Genomic DNA, 15,572 nt, shown 5'->3' on the forward strand with positions numbered 1-15,572 from the left:
AGGGCCGCAACGTGGCTGAACACCAGGGGAACAACCCGAACGCGCAGCGGATCAAGGAACTGAACGAGACCATCCGCTACACGCTGTGGTCGGTGTTCCGCGTCGAGGAGCCCATGCCCTCGATCCGGCAGGACCTCGCCAGCGACACGGAGGCGTTCTTCGCGAAGCACTGCGGCGACCAGGGCGTGACCGTGCGCGGCACCTACGACCTGACCGGGATGCGCGCCGACGCCGACCTCATGGTCTGGTGGCACGCCGAGTCCAGCGACCAGCTGCAGAAGGCCTACGCGGACTTCCGCCGCACCGCGTTCGGCCGCCACTTCGCGCCGGTCTGGTCGAACATGGCGCTGCACCGCCCCGCCGAGTTCAACCGCAGCCACCTCCCGGCGTTCCTCACCGAGGACCCGAAGGGCTACGTGTCCGTCTACCCGTTCGTGCGGTCCTACGAGTGGTACCTGCTCCCGGACGAGGAGCGCCGCGACCTGCTGCGCGAGCACGGCCAGATGGCCCGCGACTTCCCGGACGTGCGCGCCAACACCGTCCCGGCCTTCTCCCTCGGCGACTACGAGTGGATCCTCGCCTTCGAAGCGGACGAGCTGCACCGCATCGTGGACCTCATGCGCGAGCTGCGCGCCTCCGGCGCGCGACGCCATGTGCGCGAGGAGATCCCGTTTTTCACGGGCAAGCGCCGGAGCATCACCGACATCATCAACGACCTGCCGTAGTGGTGCTCGCAGACGGAGCCGCCGCCGGGTTCGGCGGCCTGCTGATCGTCCAGTTCGCGTTCATCGGGCTGCTGATCGTCGCGGCGCTGTACGCGATCCTCGCGATGACGGCCGCGCTCGGCCTGACCTCGTTCTCGGTGTTCGAGCGCTTCCGCAAGAAGCGGCCGGAGGAGTCCGACGACGGCGGCATCGATGACCTCTTCTAGCTGGTTCTTCGTCGTTGCGCTGGTCGTTGTCGCGGCGCTCATGGCCGAGTCGGTGCGGCAGCTGCGGCGCCGCTGGCTGCTCGTCAAGGTCGAGGGCGTCTCGATGGAGCCGGCGCTGCGCGACGGCCAGGAGGTGCTGGCCAAGCGCACGAGCCGGATCGCGACCGGCGACATCGTCGTGGTGGCCGCGCCCGATCCGCAGCTCGGCTGGGCCGAGGCGAAACGCGCTCGAGCACCCTGGTGGGTGAAACGCGTCGCAGCCGGGCCGGACGAGCCGATGCCCGGCTCCGGCGAGGCGGTCCCGCCCGGGCACTACTTCCTCCTCTCGGACAACCCGGCGGGGGAGGACTCGCGCCGGCACGGGCCGTGCCCTGGGAACCTGATCGTTGGTTCAGTCATCCGCACGTTCTGACCCGCGTCCACCTGCGCGGACCTTAGGCAGTCCTAAGGTCCGGGCGAATCTTCCCGCCATTCGGGACGTGGCAGACTTGACCCATGCCAGCGCTTCGATCTCGTACTTCCACTCACGGCCGCCAGATGGCGGGCGCTCGCGCGCTGTGGCGCGCAACGGGCATGACCGACTCCGATTTCGGCAAGCCGATCGTGGCCATCGCCAACTCGTACACGCAGTTCGTCCCCGGGCACGTGCACCTGAAGAACATGGGCGACATCGTCGCCGAGTCCATCGCCGCGGCCGGGGGCGTCTCCAAGGAGTTCCACACGATCGCCGTCGACGACGGCATCGCGATGGGCCACTCCGGGATGCTCTACTCGCTGCCGTCGCGCGAGATCATCGCCGACTCGGTCGAGTACATGGTCAACGCCCACTGCGCCGACGCGCTCGTGTGCATCTCGAACTGCGACAAGATCACCCCCGGCATGCTCATGGCCGCCCTGCGCCTGAACATCCCGGTCGTCTTCGTCTCCGGCGGGCCCATGGAGGCCGGCAAGACGATCGACAACGACGGGATCGTCACGCAGAAGCTCGACCTCATCGACCCGATGATCGCCGCCGCGAACGACGACGTCTCCGACGCGCAGCTGCGCCAGATGGAGGAGAACGCCTGTCCGACGTGCGGCTCCTGCTCGGGCATGTTCACCGCGAACTCGATGAACTGCCTCACCGAGGCGCTGGGCCTGTCCCTGCCGGGCAACGGCTCGACCCTCGCCACCCACACGGCCCGCCGCGCCCTCTTCGAAGAGGCCGGGCGCGTCGTGATGGACCTGGCCCGCCGCTACTACGAGCAGGACGACGAGTCGGTCCTGCCGCGCTCGATCGCGACGAAGCAGGCCTTCGAGAACGCGATGGCGCTCGACGTCGCCATGGGCGGCTCCACGAACACGATCCTGCACCTGCTCGCGGCCGCCCGCGAGGCCGAGCTGGACTTCAACGTCGCCGACATCGACGCGGTCTCGCGCCGCGTCCCGTGCCTGTCGAAGGTCGCCCCGAACTCCGCGAAGTACCACATGGAGGACGTGCACCGCGCCGGCGGCATCCCCGCGATCCTCGGCGAGCTCTACCGCGGCGGCCTGCTCCACGAGGACGTCGGCTCGATCCACGCCCCGACCCTGGCCGCATGGCTCGGCAAGTGGGACATCCGCGCCGAGTCGCCCGCGCCCGAGGCGATCGAGCTGTACCACGCCGCGCCCGGCAACGTCCGGACCACGCAGGCGTTCTCGACCTCGAACCGCTGGAAGACCCTGGACACGGACGCCGAGGACGGCTGCATCCGCTCCGTCGAGCACGCCTACACCAAGGACGGCGGCCTGGCGGTCCTGTTCGGGAACCTCGCCGAGGACGGCTGCGTCGTCAAGGTGGCGGGCGTGCCCGAGGAGAACTGGACCTTCACCGGTCCGGCCCACGTTTTCGAGTCGCAGGACGACGCGGTCCAGGGCATCCTCGACAAGTCCGTGGTCGAGGGCGAGGTCGTCGTCATCCGCTACGAGGGCCCCAAGGGCGGCCCCGGCATGCAGGAGATGCTGTACCCGACCTCGTTCCTCAAGGGCCGCGGCCTGGGCCGCAAGTGCGCGCTGATCACCGACGGCCGCTTCTCGGGCGGCACCTCCGGCCTCTCGATCGGGCACGTCAGCCCCGAGGCCGCGGGCGAGGGCCTGATCGCCCTGGTCGAGAACGGCGACATCATCGAGATCGACATCCCGGCCCGGAAGCTCGAGCTGAAGGTCGACGACTCGGTCCTGGCCGAACGCCGTGTGGCCCAGGAGAAGCGCGAGCAGCCGTACACGCCGGTCTCCCGCGACCGCGTGGTCTCCCGCGCCCTGCAGGCGTACGCCGCGATGGCCACCCCGGCCAGCGACGGCGCGGTCCGCAAAGTGAACTAGCGCTAGGCCGTCGGCGGCGGGGTCCCTTCTCGGGGACCCCGCCGTTGGCGCGCTCCGGGCACAATGAAGCGGCCCACGGTCCCCTCTGCCCCGGAGCGCCCGCAATGAGCGACAGCCACTCGTCAGGCGACACCTCGTACTCCAGCGACTACTCGTACACCAGCGAGCCCCTGCAGACCTGGTACTGGACGGACTCCGGGCGCGAGCGGGCGCAGGAAGCCGCGATCGAGCAGCAGCGCGCGCGGACCCGCCGGCTCGAACGGGAACGCCGGGCCGCGGAGGCCAAGCTCGACCAGCGGATCTCCTCGACCGCCGCCCGCATGGACTCGCGGCTCGACACGCTGTTCCGCTGGACCGAGTTGCGGTTCCAGCAGGTCGAGTTCGACGAGTACCAGGCGCGCAAGGAGATCCGCAACACCGTGCGCGCCCTGGCGGAGGGCCGCGAGCCGGTCCTGCGCGGCTTCGAGGACGTGCCCGGCTACTGGCTGCCGTCCGCTGCGGCCGCTGTACTGCCGCTGGTGCTGCGCGACCGGGCGCCGCGGCAGCGGACCGCCGGGAACGCCTTCGCGGACTTCAGAACGGGCCTCGAGGCCGCGCGCGAGCGCGACGCGGTCCGGACCGAGCTGTTCAGCCTCGCGATCGGCCGATGCTTCGACCAGCCCGCCCTCATCGACGCGGCCGCACTGCGACTGCTGAGCGAGCCCGCCGACCTCGGCGCAGCCGAACCCGGCCAGATCGCCCGGGCCTGGCGGACGCTGTGGGTGCAGGCGGCCCTGGGGGAGTTCGGTCCCGGCGCCGAAGCGCAGATCGCCCCGCTGCTGGCCGAGCGGTTCGACCCCGACGCGCTCGACGACGAAGCACTCGCGACGTGGGACGAGGCGATCGCGCGGTTCGGCGCGGTCGGCAAGCAGCGGCCGACGCGGCTCGAAGCGCTCACGGCCCTGCACGCCCATCTCACCGAGGTACCTGAGCGGGAGGCTCGAGCCGAAGGCGACGCCGCGAGCGGGCCGCCGCATGACGCCTCGATCCTCACCGCCTCACCGGCCGGGCCGCTCAGCGCGCAAGCGGGCGCGCTGCGCCTCGACGACACAGCCGCGCCGGCCGGACCGCTCGCCACCGATGCCGCCCTCAGCGATGCGGCAGGCGCGCCCGAGGCCGGGAACGGCGAACCGGCGCTCGACGAGCCCACCGACCGCGACGACACCGCCTGGCGCTCCTACCTCCAAGCACTCATCGAGGAACCGAGCGCGGCCGAGCTGCCGCTGGTCCGGCAGATGGCCGAGCTCGACCCGTCTTCCGAAGGGCGCGAAGACGACCAGCGCTCCTGGGCCGACCCGGTCGGGGACCTCGCCGAACTCGTCCGCCGCGACCTCTTCGACCCCGAGGCGCCGATCCCGCTGCGCCGCATCGCCCTCGGCCTCGCCGCACCGGTCCTCCGCGAACGCCTCGACCGCATCGAAGCCGCGCTCGACACCACCGAGAAGCCCACCGTCACCGTGCGCCGTCGCGGCGAACTCATCGCGGTCACCAGCGACGGCCACGACCCCGACCAGCTCGCCGTCGTCGAACGCCGCATCGGCCAGGCCTTCGACACCGCCGGACCTTCGAAGCCGCTCACCGCGTCGATCGCCGCGGGCCTCGTCCTGGTCGGCCTCCTCATGCTCATCCCCGGCCAGTGGTTCGCGACCCTCATCTTCGTCCTCGCCGCGCTCTTCCCGATCGTGATCCACCGCCGCGACACCGCCAAAGCCGCCCAGCAGCGCGTCCGACGCGACGAGCAGCTCGCCGACGCCCGCGCCGCCCTCGTCAAGGCCCGCGACGACGCCGAGCTCAAGGAGCGCGAAGCGGCCGAACAGGCCGTCGCCGTCCGCGCCGCCCTCACCCGACTCCGTGAATCCCTGCCCGCCGCAACGGCCCCGAACGCCCTCGCCGCGCCGCCCGGCACGCCGACCGCCGCCGACGGACAGGCCGCGTAAGCCCCGATCCCTGCCAAGTCGGACTCCCGTACCCGCCCGCCGCACCGCCTCATGCACTTTCGGAGGGGCCGATACGGATCGGTACGAGGATGCGGCATCCTGTTAAGCACGAGGTTTCCTACGATTGGGTCTGTGGATGGCGCCAACCCCCCGCCGCGTCCGGCAGCTGCTGTCGTGGTTCGCGACCGCCGCCGTGTGGTGCTCCGTCCTCACCGCCGCCGTCGTCGTAGCCGTCGACTCCGGCCTCCAGCGCGTCGAACCCGCCTCCGCGGCCGTCCTCGGCAGCATCGGCGCCGCCTGCGCCGGCCTGCTCATGTGGCGCGCCGCCGGACGCATCGCCCCCGGCCGCCGCGTCACCTACCAGCTCCTCGCCGCCGGCATCCAGTCCATCGCCGCGGGGATCGCGGCCGCCTGCTGGCTCCCCGGCGGCGCGGGCGACCTCGCGGCGGGCATCGTCCTCAGCACCGCGGTCGTCCTCTGGTCCCTCGCGCTCCTGCGCCTCCCCGACAACGGCTGGGACCCGCAAGCGGTGCAGCGCCGCCTCGTCGACGGCGCGTTCGTCGGCCTCTGCTTCCTCTTCGCGTGCTGGCTCCTCCTCGCCCGGCCCCTCTTCCAGCAGTACCGCGGGCACCTCTCCGACGGCGACCTCGCCATCGTCATCCCGTCCATGATGGGCATCGTGATGCTCGGCGTCGGCGTCACCACCACCTTCCGCATCCAGCGCTGGCGACGCCGCCACGCCCTCGCCTACCTCGCCGTCTTCGCCGTCCACACCACCGGCATGGCCACCTTCACCACCTGGCAGTGGGACCGCCCCGACGTGCGCATCCTGTGGTGGTCCGTCGCCTGGGTCGCCACCTGCGCCGCCCTCCTCGGCGTCACCTACCTCGCCCGCACCCAGAAGCCCGCCCCCATCGACAAACCGAACTACCCCGGCGTCCACTACGCCGTCATGGGCGGCGCGGCCGGGCTCGCCGCCGCCGCGGTCCTCTTCAACGGCGCCTACGCCGGCGCCCTCCCGCTCGACGCCGCGCTCCTCGCCCTCGCCGCCGCCGGCGCCCTCGCCGCGCGCCTCGTCCTCACCTACTTCGACGTCCGCCGCGTCACCGGCGAAGCCGCCGCCCGCCAGCGCAAGCTCTCCGCGATCGTCGGCGTCGCCTCCGACACCGTCCTCGTCCTCGACCCCGACCTGACCGTCACCTGGCACCCCGAGGACTCCGCCTGGCGGCCCGCCACCGACTCCGGCGGCTGCATCGGCGCGTCCTTCCTCGACCTCGTCCACATCGACGACCGCCGCTCCGCCGAAGAAGACCTCCGCACCCTCCTCGACGGCATCAGCCACGCCAACCAGGTCTCCCTCAACCTCCGCGTCCGCGACTCCGCCCGCCGCTGGCGCCACACCGAGACCGTCGTCACCGACCTGCGCGGCAAGCCTCAAGTGCGCGGCCTCGTCGCCCGCGTCGAAGACGTCGGCGCCCGCAGGAGCCTCGAGACCGAACTCGCCCGCATGGCCTACACCGACCCCCTCACCGGCCTCGCCAACCGCCGCGCGCTCCTCCAGAGCCTCGAAGACGGCGTCAGCGCCGAAGAGCACCAGACCGCGCTGCTCCTGCTCGACCTCGACGGCTTCAAGAACGTCAACGACACCCGCGGCCACGACTTCGGCGACGAACTCCTCGTCGAAGTCTCCCGCCGCATCAAGGAACTCCTGCGCCCCACCGACGTCGGCGCCCGCCTCGGCGGCGACGAATTCGCGATCCTCCTGCGCGCCAGCTGGTCCGAAGCCGTCGCCACCGCCAAAGCCCTCGTCGCCCGCCTCGGCGAGCCCTACGACTTCCACGACGAGTCCACGGTCTTCACCACCGGCTCCGTCGGCATCGCCACCGCCGCCGAAGGCTTCGGCGACCCCGAGATCCTGCTCCGCAACGCCGACCTCGCCCTCCGCGCCGCCAAACAGGCCGGCAAGAACCGCCACGCCACCTACGACGCCGAATTCGACCGCAAAGTCCGCCGCAAGAACGAACTCACCCAAGAACTGCGCGGCGCCATCCGCCGCGACGAGCTCCGCCTCGTCTTCCAGCCCGTCTTCTCCACCGCCGACCGCTCCATCGTCGGCGCCGAAGCCCTCATGCGCTGGCACCACCCCCGCCTCGGCCACGTCAGCCCCGGCGAGTTCATCCCCGCCGCCACCGAGTCCGGCCTCACCCAGGACCTCGCCGTCTGGACCGTCAACCGCGCCGCCGAACAGCTCGCCGCCTGGTCCGCCGCCGGCATCAAAGCCTGGATCTCCGTCAACGTCTCCGTCAAAGAGCTCCACACCCACCTGTTCGCCACCGAGGTCAACACCGCCCTCATCGCCGCCGGCGTCCCGGCCCGCCGCCTCGTCCTCGAAGTGACCGAGCACGACTTCTCCCACCAGCTGAACACCCTCGTCGCCCAGCTCAGCGCCCTGCGCGGCGCGGGCGTGCGGATCGCCCTGGACGACTTCGGCTCCGGCTACTCCTCCCTCGGCCAGCTCGAGCGCCTCCCGGTCGACATCATCAAGATCGACCGCGACCTCATCGCCAAGGACGACGGCGGCGTCGGCCCCCTCGCCGCCATCACCGTCGCCCTCGGCCGCATCCTCGGCATGGAGGTCATCGCCGAAGGCGTCGAGACCGACACCCAGCTCAACGCCATGATCGCCGCCAAGGCCCCGCTCGTGCAGGGCTACCTGCTCGCCAAGCCGATGGAACCGGACGACCTGACGCGCTGGCTCGCCGACGACCCGCGGGCGCAGCCGCCCGCGCTGACCGCCCAGCGCGCCCCCGCCGACGTGATCGAACCCGCGACCGCGCCGGCGGACGCCGACGCCCCCGACGACACGCCGAACGACGTCCCGGAGTCTGAGAAAAGTTGACTCACGGGCCGGAATCGTGCATCCTGGGGAGCGTGCCGAAGCAGAACTACGACCTGAGCATCGCGACCGCGCCCGCCGCGCGGCCGCTCGTCGTAGTACTTATCTAGCGCACCGTCGTTCTCCGACGGTGCGCTCGCCCCGTGCGTCTAGCACGCGGGCGATTTTTTCTGCCCGGGGAACGACACCGCATGTCGAACCAGCCACATCTCCCTATTGGACGAAGGACATGAGCACACCAGTGAAGGCACCGAAGCCAGGGCCGCAGGCTGCCAAAGCTCAGCCCGCCAGGCCGAAGGCCCCCAAGCCGGCTCCTCCCATCGGCGCTTCCGCCGCCCCCGTCCTCACCGGCGCGCAGGCCGTCGTCCGCGCGCTCGAAGAGCTCGAGGTCGAGGCCGTCTTCGGCATCCCGGGCGGCGCGATCCTCCCGGCCTACGACCCGCTTCTCGACTCCGAGCAGGTGCGCCACGTCCTCGTCCGCCACGAGCAGGGCGCGGGCCACGCGGCCCAGGGCTACGCCCTCGCCACCGGCAAGGTCGGCGTGTGCATGGCCACCTCCGGCCCCGGCGCGACCAACCTCGTGACCCCGCTGGCCGACGCGCACATGGACTCCGTCCCGATCGTGGCCATCACCGGCCAGGTCGCCTCGACCGCGATCGGCACCGACGCGTTCCAGGAGGCCGACATCGTGGGCATCACGATGCCGATCACCAAGCACTCGTACCTGGTGACCTCGGGCGAGGAGATCCCGCGCGTGCTCGCCGAGGCCTTCCACGTGGCCGCCAGCGGCCGCCCCGGCCCGGTCCTGGTCGACATCCCCAAGGACATCCTCAGCGGCAGCGCGCCGTTCGCGTGGCCGCCCAAGATGGACCTGCCGGGCTACCGGCCCACGACGCAGCCGCACGGCAAGCAGATCCGCGAGGCCGCCTCGCTCATCGCCGAGGCCAAGAAGCCCGTGCTGTACGTGGGCGGCGGCGTCGTCAAGTCCGGCGCGCACGCCGAGCTGCTGGCGCTCGCCGAGCTCACCGGCGCCCCCGTCGTGACGACCCTGATGGCGCGCGGGGCCTTCCCCGACTCGCACCCGCAGCACCTGGGCATGCCCGGCATGCACGGCACCGTGCCCGCGGTGCACGCCCTGCAGAAGTCCGACCTCCTGGTGGCGCTGGGCGCCCGCTTCGACGACCGCGTCACCGGCAAGCTCGCGACCTTCGCCCCCGAGGCGAAGATCGTCCACGTCGACATCGACCCGGCCGAGATCGGCAAGAACCGCGAAGCGGACGTGCCGATCGTGGGCGACTGCAAGGCCGCCATCGCCGCGATGATCGAGGCCTATGAGGACGGCGGCAAGGAGCGCCTGAAGACCTGGTGGGAGACCCTCGACGACCTGCGCGGCCGGTACCCGCTGGGCTACACCGACCTCGACGACGGCCTGCCCGCCCCGCAGTACGTGATCGAGCGCCTGGGCGCGCTCGCCCCCGACGACACGATCTGGACCGCCGGCGTCGGCCAGCACCAGATGTGGGCCAGCCAGTTCGTCAAGTACGAGAAGCCGGGCACGTTCCTCAACTCGGGCGGCCTGGGCACCATGGGCTTCGCCGTCCCGGCGGCCATGGGCGCCAAGATGGGCCGCATGGAGCGCACCGTGTGGGCGATCGACGGCGACGGCTGCTTCCAGATGACCAACCAGGAGCTGGCGACCTGCGCGGTCGAGGGCATCCCGATCAAGGTCGCGGTCATCAACAACGGCAACCTGGGCATGGTGCGCCAGTGGCAGACCCTGTTCTACGAGCAGCGCTACTCCAACACCAACCTGTCCACGCACCACTCCGAGGCCTCGCCGCGCGTGCCGGACTTCGTGAAGCTCGCCGAAGCCCTCGGCTGCGTCGGCCTGCGCGCCGACACCGTCGAAGAGGTCGACGACGTCATCAAGCAGGCCAACGCGATCAACGACCGCCCGGTCGTGGTCGACTTCACCGTCGGGCCCGACGCCATGGTGTGGCCGATGGTCCCGGCGGGCGTCTCCAACGACGAGATCCTGTACGCGCGCGACGTGCGCCCGAACTTCGACGACGAGGGGCAGATCTGATGAGCACCCACACCCTTTCAGTCCTCGTCGAGAACAAGCCGGGTGTGCTCGCCCGCGTGGCCGCCCTGTTCTCCAGGCGCGGTTTCAACATCGACTCCCTCGCCGTCGGCGAGACCGAGCACCCCGGCGTCAGCCGCATCACCATCGTGGTGGACGTCGAGGCGGGCTCGCTGGAGCAGGTCACCAAGCAGCTCAACAAGCTGATCCACGTCCTGAAGATCGTGGAACTGGAAGCGGGCTCCTCCGTGCAGCGCGAACTGCTGCTGGTGAAGGTCCGCGCCGACGCCGCCACCCGCGGCCAGGTGATCGCCGCCGCCGAGCTGTTCAAAGCCCGCTCGGTCGACGTCACACCCGACACGGTCACCTTCGAGGTCACCGGGAACTCCGACAAGATCGAGGCGTTCCTGGAAGTCCTCGAGCCGTTCGGGATCAAGGAGCTCGTCCAGTCGGGGACGGTCGCGCTCGGGCGCGGCGCCAAGTCGATGGCGTCGCTGTCGCGATACGTCTCTCCGAACAGCTAGTAACGAAGGAAGCAGTACATGTCCGCTGAAGTGTTCTACGACGACGACGCCGATCTGGCCCTCATCCAGGGCAAGAAGGTCGCCGTCCTCGGCTACGGCTCGCAGGGCCACGCCCACTCGCTGAGCCTCCGCGATTCCGGCGTCGAGGTCGTCATCGGCCTGCAGGAGGGCTCGAAGTCGCGTCCGAAGGCCGAGGAGGCGGGCCTGAAGGTGCTCACTCCGGCCGAAGCCGCCGCGTGGGCCGACGTCATCATGATCCTCGTTCCGGACACCGTGCAGGCCAAGCTGTACGCCGACGAGATCGCCCCGAACCTGTCCGCCGGGAACAGCCTGTTCTTCGGCCACGGCTTCAACATCCGCTACGACCTGATCCAGGCCCCGGCGGACGTGAACGTCGCCATGGTCGCCCCGAAGGGCCCGGGCCACATGGTCCGCCGCCAGTTCGTGGACGGCAAGGGCGTCCCCGCGCTCATCGCGGTGGAGCAGGACCCGTCGGGCAACACGCAGGCCGTGGCGCTCTCCTACGCGAAGGCGATCGGCGGCACCCGCGCGGGCGTCCTGAAGACCACCTTCAAGGAGGAGACCGAGACCGACCTGTTCGGCGAGCAGGCCGTGCTGTGCGGCGGTGCCGCCGAGCTCATCAAGGCCGGCTTCGAGACCCTGGTCGAGGCGGGCTACGCCCCCGAGGCCGCGTACTTCGAGTGCCTGCACGAGCTCAAGCTGATCGTGGACATGATCTACGAGGGCGGCATCGCCAACATGTGGTACTCCGTCTCCGACACCGCCGAGTACGGCGGGCTCACCCGCGGCCCGCGCGTCGTCAACGCCGACACCAAGGCCGAGATGAAGCGCATCCTGGGCGAGATCCAGGACGGCACCTTCGCCAAGGAATGGGTCGCCGAGTCCGAGAAGCGCGAGAACTACAAGAAGCTCCAGCAGGAGCAGGCTGACCACCAGATCGAAGAGACCGGCGCCAAGATGCGCGCTCTGATGCCCTGGGTTCAGCGCAAGATCACTGAGACGGCGTAGCCTCGGAGCGATCCAGAGGATCAGCACCGAGACCGCCTGAGTCTCAACAGATCTGAGCAGGCCGAAGAGGCCGGGAGCCGCAATGCGGCTCCCGGCCTCTTGCCTATGTCGGCATCCGCGCTTGCGTGATTGCCTGATTGCCTGATTGCCTGATTTGGTCTGGATTCGGCGGGCAGCGACAATAGGGCGGCAGCGGGCCTCGGGTCGTTTTTTGACCTCCCGGCCACAGCATCACGGCAACCTCCCCCGGCCCGCCCCTAAACGGAGCGAGCATGTTACTTTCACTGAAAGTGCTCACCGGATTCTCCTTCTCGTTGTTGTAGAGCACATCGAATAGCCAGTCGTCGAAACAGCCAGAAACGACAACTGACCAGGTCACGAGCAGTCCCGTATCGACGCTCGCGACCCTCCGCAGGTCTCAACACGAACCTCCCCGAGCAAGAGCTGTCCGCCCCCACTCGTTCCGAGACCACCAGGTCAACTGCAACCGGCAACCTCACCACGAGCCTCGGGAAAAACATCGCTCACTATCTATAGGCAATTTTGGGAACGCTCCCAGGATGTTTTCTGGGCATCGCAAGATTCAGGTTCACTGGATGCTCACCTGTACCGGTCAAGTCGCGCGGAGCGCCGCCTTTCGCTTTGGGGCACTACTCACGACATTTGCCAACATTTAATGACTTTGAAACTGTCGCAATTAATTACAATTCCACATGAGGTGGACTCCAAGCTGTCTGCCGACGGCTGGTCGGTGAGCGGACCACGGAGGCGGACGAACTGCTGAGCCCCGCGCGTTATCGCGGGCACACGGACGGACGGCAAGTGATTACAATGTGGTTCGCTCCCCAAACTCCCCCATCCTTGGAGGAACCCCACCAGTGGCTAGACAACTCGACAGCGATGCCCTGCGCGCCTACCGCGACACCGTCCAGGCCCAGCTCGAACGCCTCGAAGCCGAGGTCATCACCCAGCTTGAGACGACCGGAAAGCTTGGCAAGATGCCCGCCTTCGGCTCCATGGACGGTGCCGATGCCGCCCGCGAAAGCTACACCGCCTTCCACGAAGGAACCTGGAACAACCTTCAGGCGCTTCGCGGTGCCCTGAACGGCATCATCGACACCCTCAATGCCTCCGGCGACCTCTCCGACGAGTCCGACGAACTCGCCGCGACCGACATGAACACGGTCGACAACAACATCGACGGCGCGACGCCGCTGCCCTAAAACGAGGAGCACTCGATGACCCGCAATGCCATGCTGCTCAAAGCTGCCGCCTCGACCGGTGCCGCAGCGCTACTCCTGACCGGATGCTCCGGCGCCGAGGACCCCAGCGGCACTGATAGTTCCTCCGCCCCAATCGAAGGCTCGGGAACCGTCGCCGTGATGGATGACTGGAAGGGCTGCTGGGCTCTCGACAACCTCCAACCCCTCCAGGACTACCTTGGGGCCGAAGGAATCGACGGTGACGGCCTGATTGACGCCGCCATGGGCGAAGGCATGGACGGCGAAGCCCTCACCTGTTCCGGCACCCTCAGTCTCGCGACCGCCACGATCGGAGACGACGACCTCAGCGTTTCCGAGACTGGCACCGCGACGGTACAGATGGGCGTCGTGCCTTGGGAAAGCGAGGAGATCGCCTCAGAGAACTTCGCCGAGCGTTTGCAGCGCTACGAAGACTCGAAGTCAACCGACTGGGGCACCTCTCATGTTGTCGACACGACAGGTGAACTTGCCGGTGAGTGGGACGAGAGCTTCTACGAAACCTCCAGCGACGACAACAGCAAGTACGTCGACGCCTATGGCAGGTCCGGAGACTGGATTCTCTACATCTCGATGTACGTCGACGACGATCCGGGCCTGAGCTCCGATCAAGAGGCGGTATACCCCTTTACCGAGGACGAACTGGTCGACTGGGTGGTCAACGACTACATGTCCCAGATACAGACCGACCTCCGTGCCAAGATCGAAAGCGAGCAGTAGCCATGGCAGGAGAAGAAGCCGAGTTCACCGCCACCCCGTACGGCCAGACCACCTCCGGCTCTGTCGCGGACCCAGGCGGCCAGACGCTGCTGGTAAACGCCTCTTGTGAAAACGGCGACTGCCCTAACCATGTGCAGGACCCAGCCGAACCGGCCTGGGTCAACCTCATGTCGGCGGTTCCGAGGAGAGCCGGAACCTCCAACCTGACGACGGCCCGAGATGACGTCGCACTGCCAAACGACCAGGACATCAACGCGCTCGTCGCCTCGATCCGGCCCGCGAACCCGCAAGATCACGCGCTCGATACGATCGCCGACGAATGGATGGAGATCCGCACCCCGATCATTGAGATCCGGGCAGCGCTGAAATCGGGCCTGGAGACGCTCGCGGAGGACTGGACCGGCTCGGACTACGACGCGTTCGAAGACGAAGTATCTACGGTCCTCCGGAACTTCGCGACCGTCGTCAAGGACATCGGCGAGTCAGAGTCCGAGGGCATCATCGGTGTACTCACCGAGAAATCGAATGTGATCTACGCGCAGCAAGGGGAGCAGGCGATCGTCTACCCCGCTCCGAAGTTCTGGCTCGAAGACGCCGCCGGCTGCTCGCACAAGATCCACATCCGGCCGCCGTTCTTTCCCTCCTGCGAAGTCCACGCCAACGACGAGACCGCGCACGCGCTCGAGACCGCCGGGTTTGACCCCGGCATTATCGAGGAGGTGAACGACTACCAGGAACAGCAATACCAGTCTTGGTACAACGAGTACACCGCAGCCGGGATGGAGGAATCCGAAGCTCGGCAGATGGCTACCGAACGCGCACAAGAAGACGCCGACGGCTATGCGAGCGACCTCGGGACGACCGGCACCGCCGACTACCAAGCCCGTGCCGCCGAAGTCAACGGCGAGATCACCACTCGCGAGTCCACCGCCTCCACTGAAGCGGCCACACTCCAGACCGACTACGCACCGGCCGAAGAGACGACGTTCGACAACAACGACACGAACCTCAACCGCTCAGGCGGGCTCGACTCCGGCAACTACGGCGGTGCCCCCGACACCTCGGGGACCGGTGGCACCTCATCCATGAACTCGCCCGCCGAACCCTCCTCGCTGTCTGCCCTCAACAGCACCAGCAACCCCAGCGGAACCACTGGCTGGAACGGCTACTCCACCACCCCGGACACCGGACTCAATGACGAGAACCCCTGGGACAGTGCAGGTACCGACCCTGACGACGTCTCCGGCGGTCTCGCCTCCGGTGGTGCGGGCGGGCTCGGCGGTGGCCCCGGAGGATTCAGCACTGGCGGCACCGGTCTCGGTGGCGCTGGAGGCAGCTTCGGCTCCGCACCTGGCGCTGGCGGCATGGGCGGCACGGCACTCGGCGGTTTCGGCGGCCGCATGGGCGGCGGTGCCGGTGGCATGGGAGGCATGGTCGGCGGAGGAGCCGGAGGCGGCCGTGGCGCTGGAACCACGGGTGCGACTGGTCGCGGTGCACCCGGAAAAGCCGGAGGCACGGGCCGAGGCGGGGCCTCAATGATGTCCGGCGGGGGCCGTGGCGCACCGGGCGCTTCAGAGGAGGAAACCAGCGGCAAGGGGACCTGGCTCACTGAGGACGAAGACGTCTGGGGTCGCGCGCCGGACGAGGACAACGACCCCTACGCATAGCAACGCAGCAAACCCCATGAGTTCTTGGCCCCGCCTCATGAGCCTGTGCCCGCCCGGCTCCGTCGCAAACTCACGCCGGGCGGGCACGGATATCCCCACCACTGAGCTGCCCGACATGTCCTCGACCTTATGAGCAGCAACTGAGCA

The 15,572-nt window shown here is 69.1% G+C and carries 12 protein-coding genes; all 12 read left to right on the plus strand.

Annotated elements, in window-relative coordinates:
* The first annotated feature begins 11 nt into the window (after positions 1-11).
* On the plus strand, positions 12-725 hold the full coding sequence (gene hemQ, locus AB0K52_RS01960; protein WP_363524764.1) for a hydrogen peroxide-dependent heme synthase: 714 nt from the start codon (positions 12-14) through the stop codon (positions 723-725).
* A complete protein-coding gene (locus tag AB0K52_RS01965; protein ID WP_363524767.1) occupies positions 725-931 on the plus strand; it encodes a hypothetical protein in 207 nt (68 codons plus the stop codon). Before hemQ ends, AB0K52_RS01965 begins: the two co-directional genes overlap by 1 nt.
* Positions 918-1,343 carry a S24/S26 family peptidase gene (locus AB0K52_RS01970; RefSeq protein WP_363524770.1) on the plus strand — a complete coding sequence of 142 codons (426 nt, stop codon included), beginning with the start codon at positions 918-920 and terminating at the stop codon, positions 1,341-1,343. Before AB0K52_RS01965 ends, AB0K52_RS01970 begins: the two co-directional genes overlap by 14 nt.
* A gap of 83 nt (positions 1,344-1,426) precedes the next feature.
* Positions 1,427-3,271, plus strand: a complete 1,845-nt coding sequence (gene ilvD / locus AB0K52_RS01975; protein ID WP_363524773.1) for a dihydroxy-acid dehydratase — start codon at positions 1,427-1,429, stop codon at positions 3,269-3,271.
* A 104-nt stretch (positions 3,272-3,375) separates the two neighbouring features.
* A complete protein-coding gene (locus AB0K52_RS01980; protein ID WP_363524776.1) occupies positions 3,376-5,247 on the plus strand; it encodes a hypothetical protein in 1,872 nt (623 codons plus the stop codon).
* Between the two features lie 136 nt (positions 5,248-5,383).
* Positions 5,384-8,146 (plus strand): EAL domain-containing protein, encoded by a 2,763-nt coding sequence (locus AB0K52_RS01985; RefSeq protein ID WP_363524779.1) that lies wholly within the window; start codon positions 5,384-5,386, stop codon positions 8,144-8,146.
* 226 nt (positions 8,147-8,372) lie between these two features.
* Entirely contained in the window at positions 8,373-10,229 is a 1,857-nt protein-coding gene (locus tag AB0K52_RS01990) for an acetolactate synthase large subunit (RefSeq protein WP_363524782.1), read from the plus strand.
* Positions 10,229-10,750: an acetolactate synthase small subunit gene (gene ilvN, locus AB0K52_RS01995; RefSeq protein WP_205324813.1), complete on the plus strand. Its 522-nt coding sequence runs from the start codon at positions 10,229-10,231 to the stop codon at positions 10,748-10,750. The genes AB0K52_RS01990 and ilvN overlap by 1 nt, the downstream gene beginning before the upstream one ends.
* A gap of 18 nt (positions 10,751-10,768) precedes the next feature.
* Positions 10,769-11,779, plus strand: coding sequence for a ketol-acid reductoisomerase (gene ilvC, locus AB0K52_RS02000; protein WP_363524785.1), 1,011 nt, complete (start codon positions 10,769-10,771; stop codon positions 11,777-11,779).
* Positions 11,780-12,657: 878 nt separating this feature from the next.
* Entirely contained in the window at positions 12,658-13,002 is a 345-nt protein-coding gene (locus AB0K52_RS02005; RefSeq protein ID WP_363524787.1) for a hypothetical protein, read from the plus strand.
* Positions 13,003-13,017: 15 nt separating this feature from the next.
* Complete coding sequence (locus tag AB0K52_RS02010) at positions 13,018-13,758, plus strand: hypothetical protein (RefSeq protein ID WP_363524790.1); 741 nt, start codon at positions 13,018-13,020, stop codon at positions 13,756-13,758.
* 2 nt (positions 13,759-13,760) lie between these two features.
* On the plus strand, positions 13,761-15,425 hold the full coding sequence (locus tag AB0K52_RS02015) for a hypothetical protein (protein ID WP_363524793.1): 1,665 nt from the start codon (positions 13,761-13,763) through the stop codon (positions 15,423-15,425).
* Positions 15,426-15,572 lie beyond the last annotated feature (147 nt).

This window comes from Glycomyces sp. NPDC049804, from assembly GCF_040674615.1.
In the GTDB taxonomy this organism is placed as follows: Bacteria; Actinomycetota; Actinomycetes; order Mycobacteriales; family Micromonosporaceae; genus Glycomyces; species Glycomyces niveus.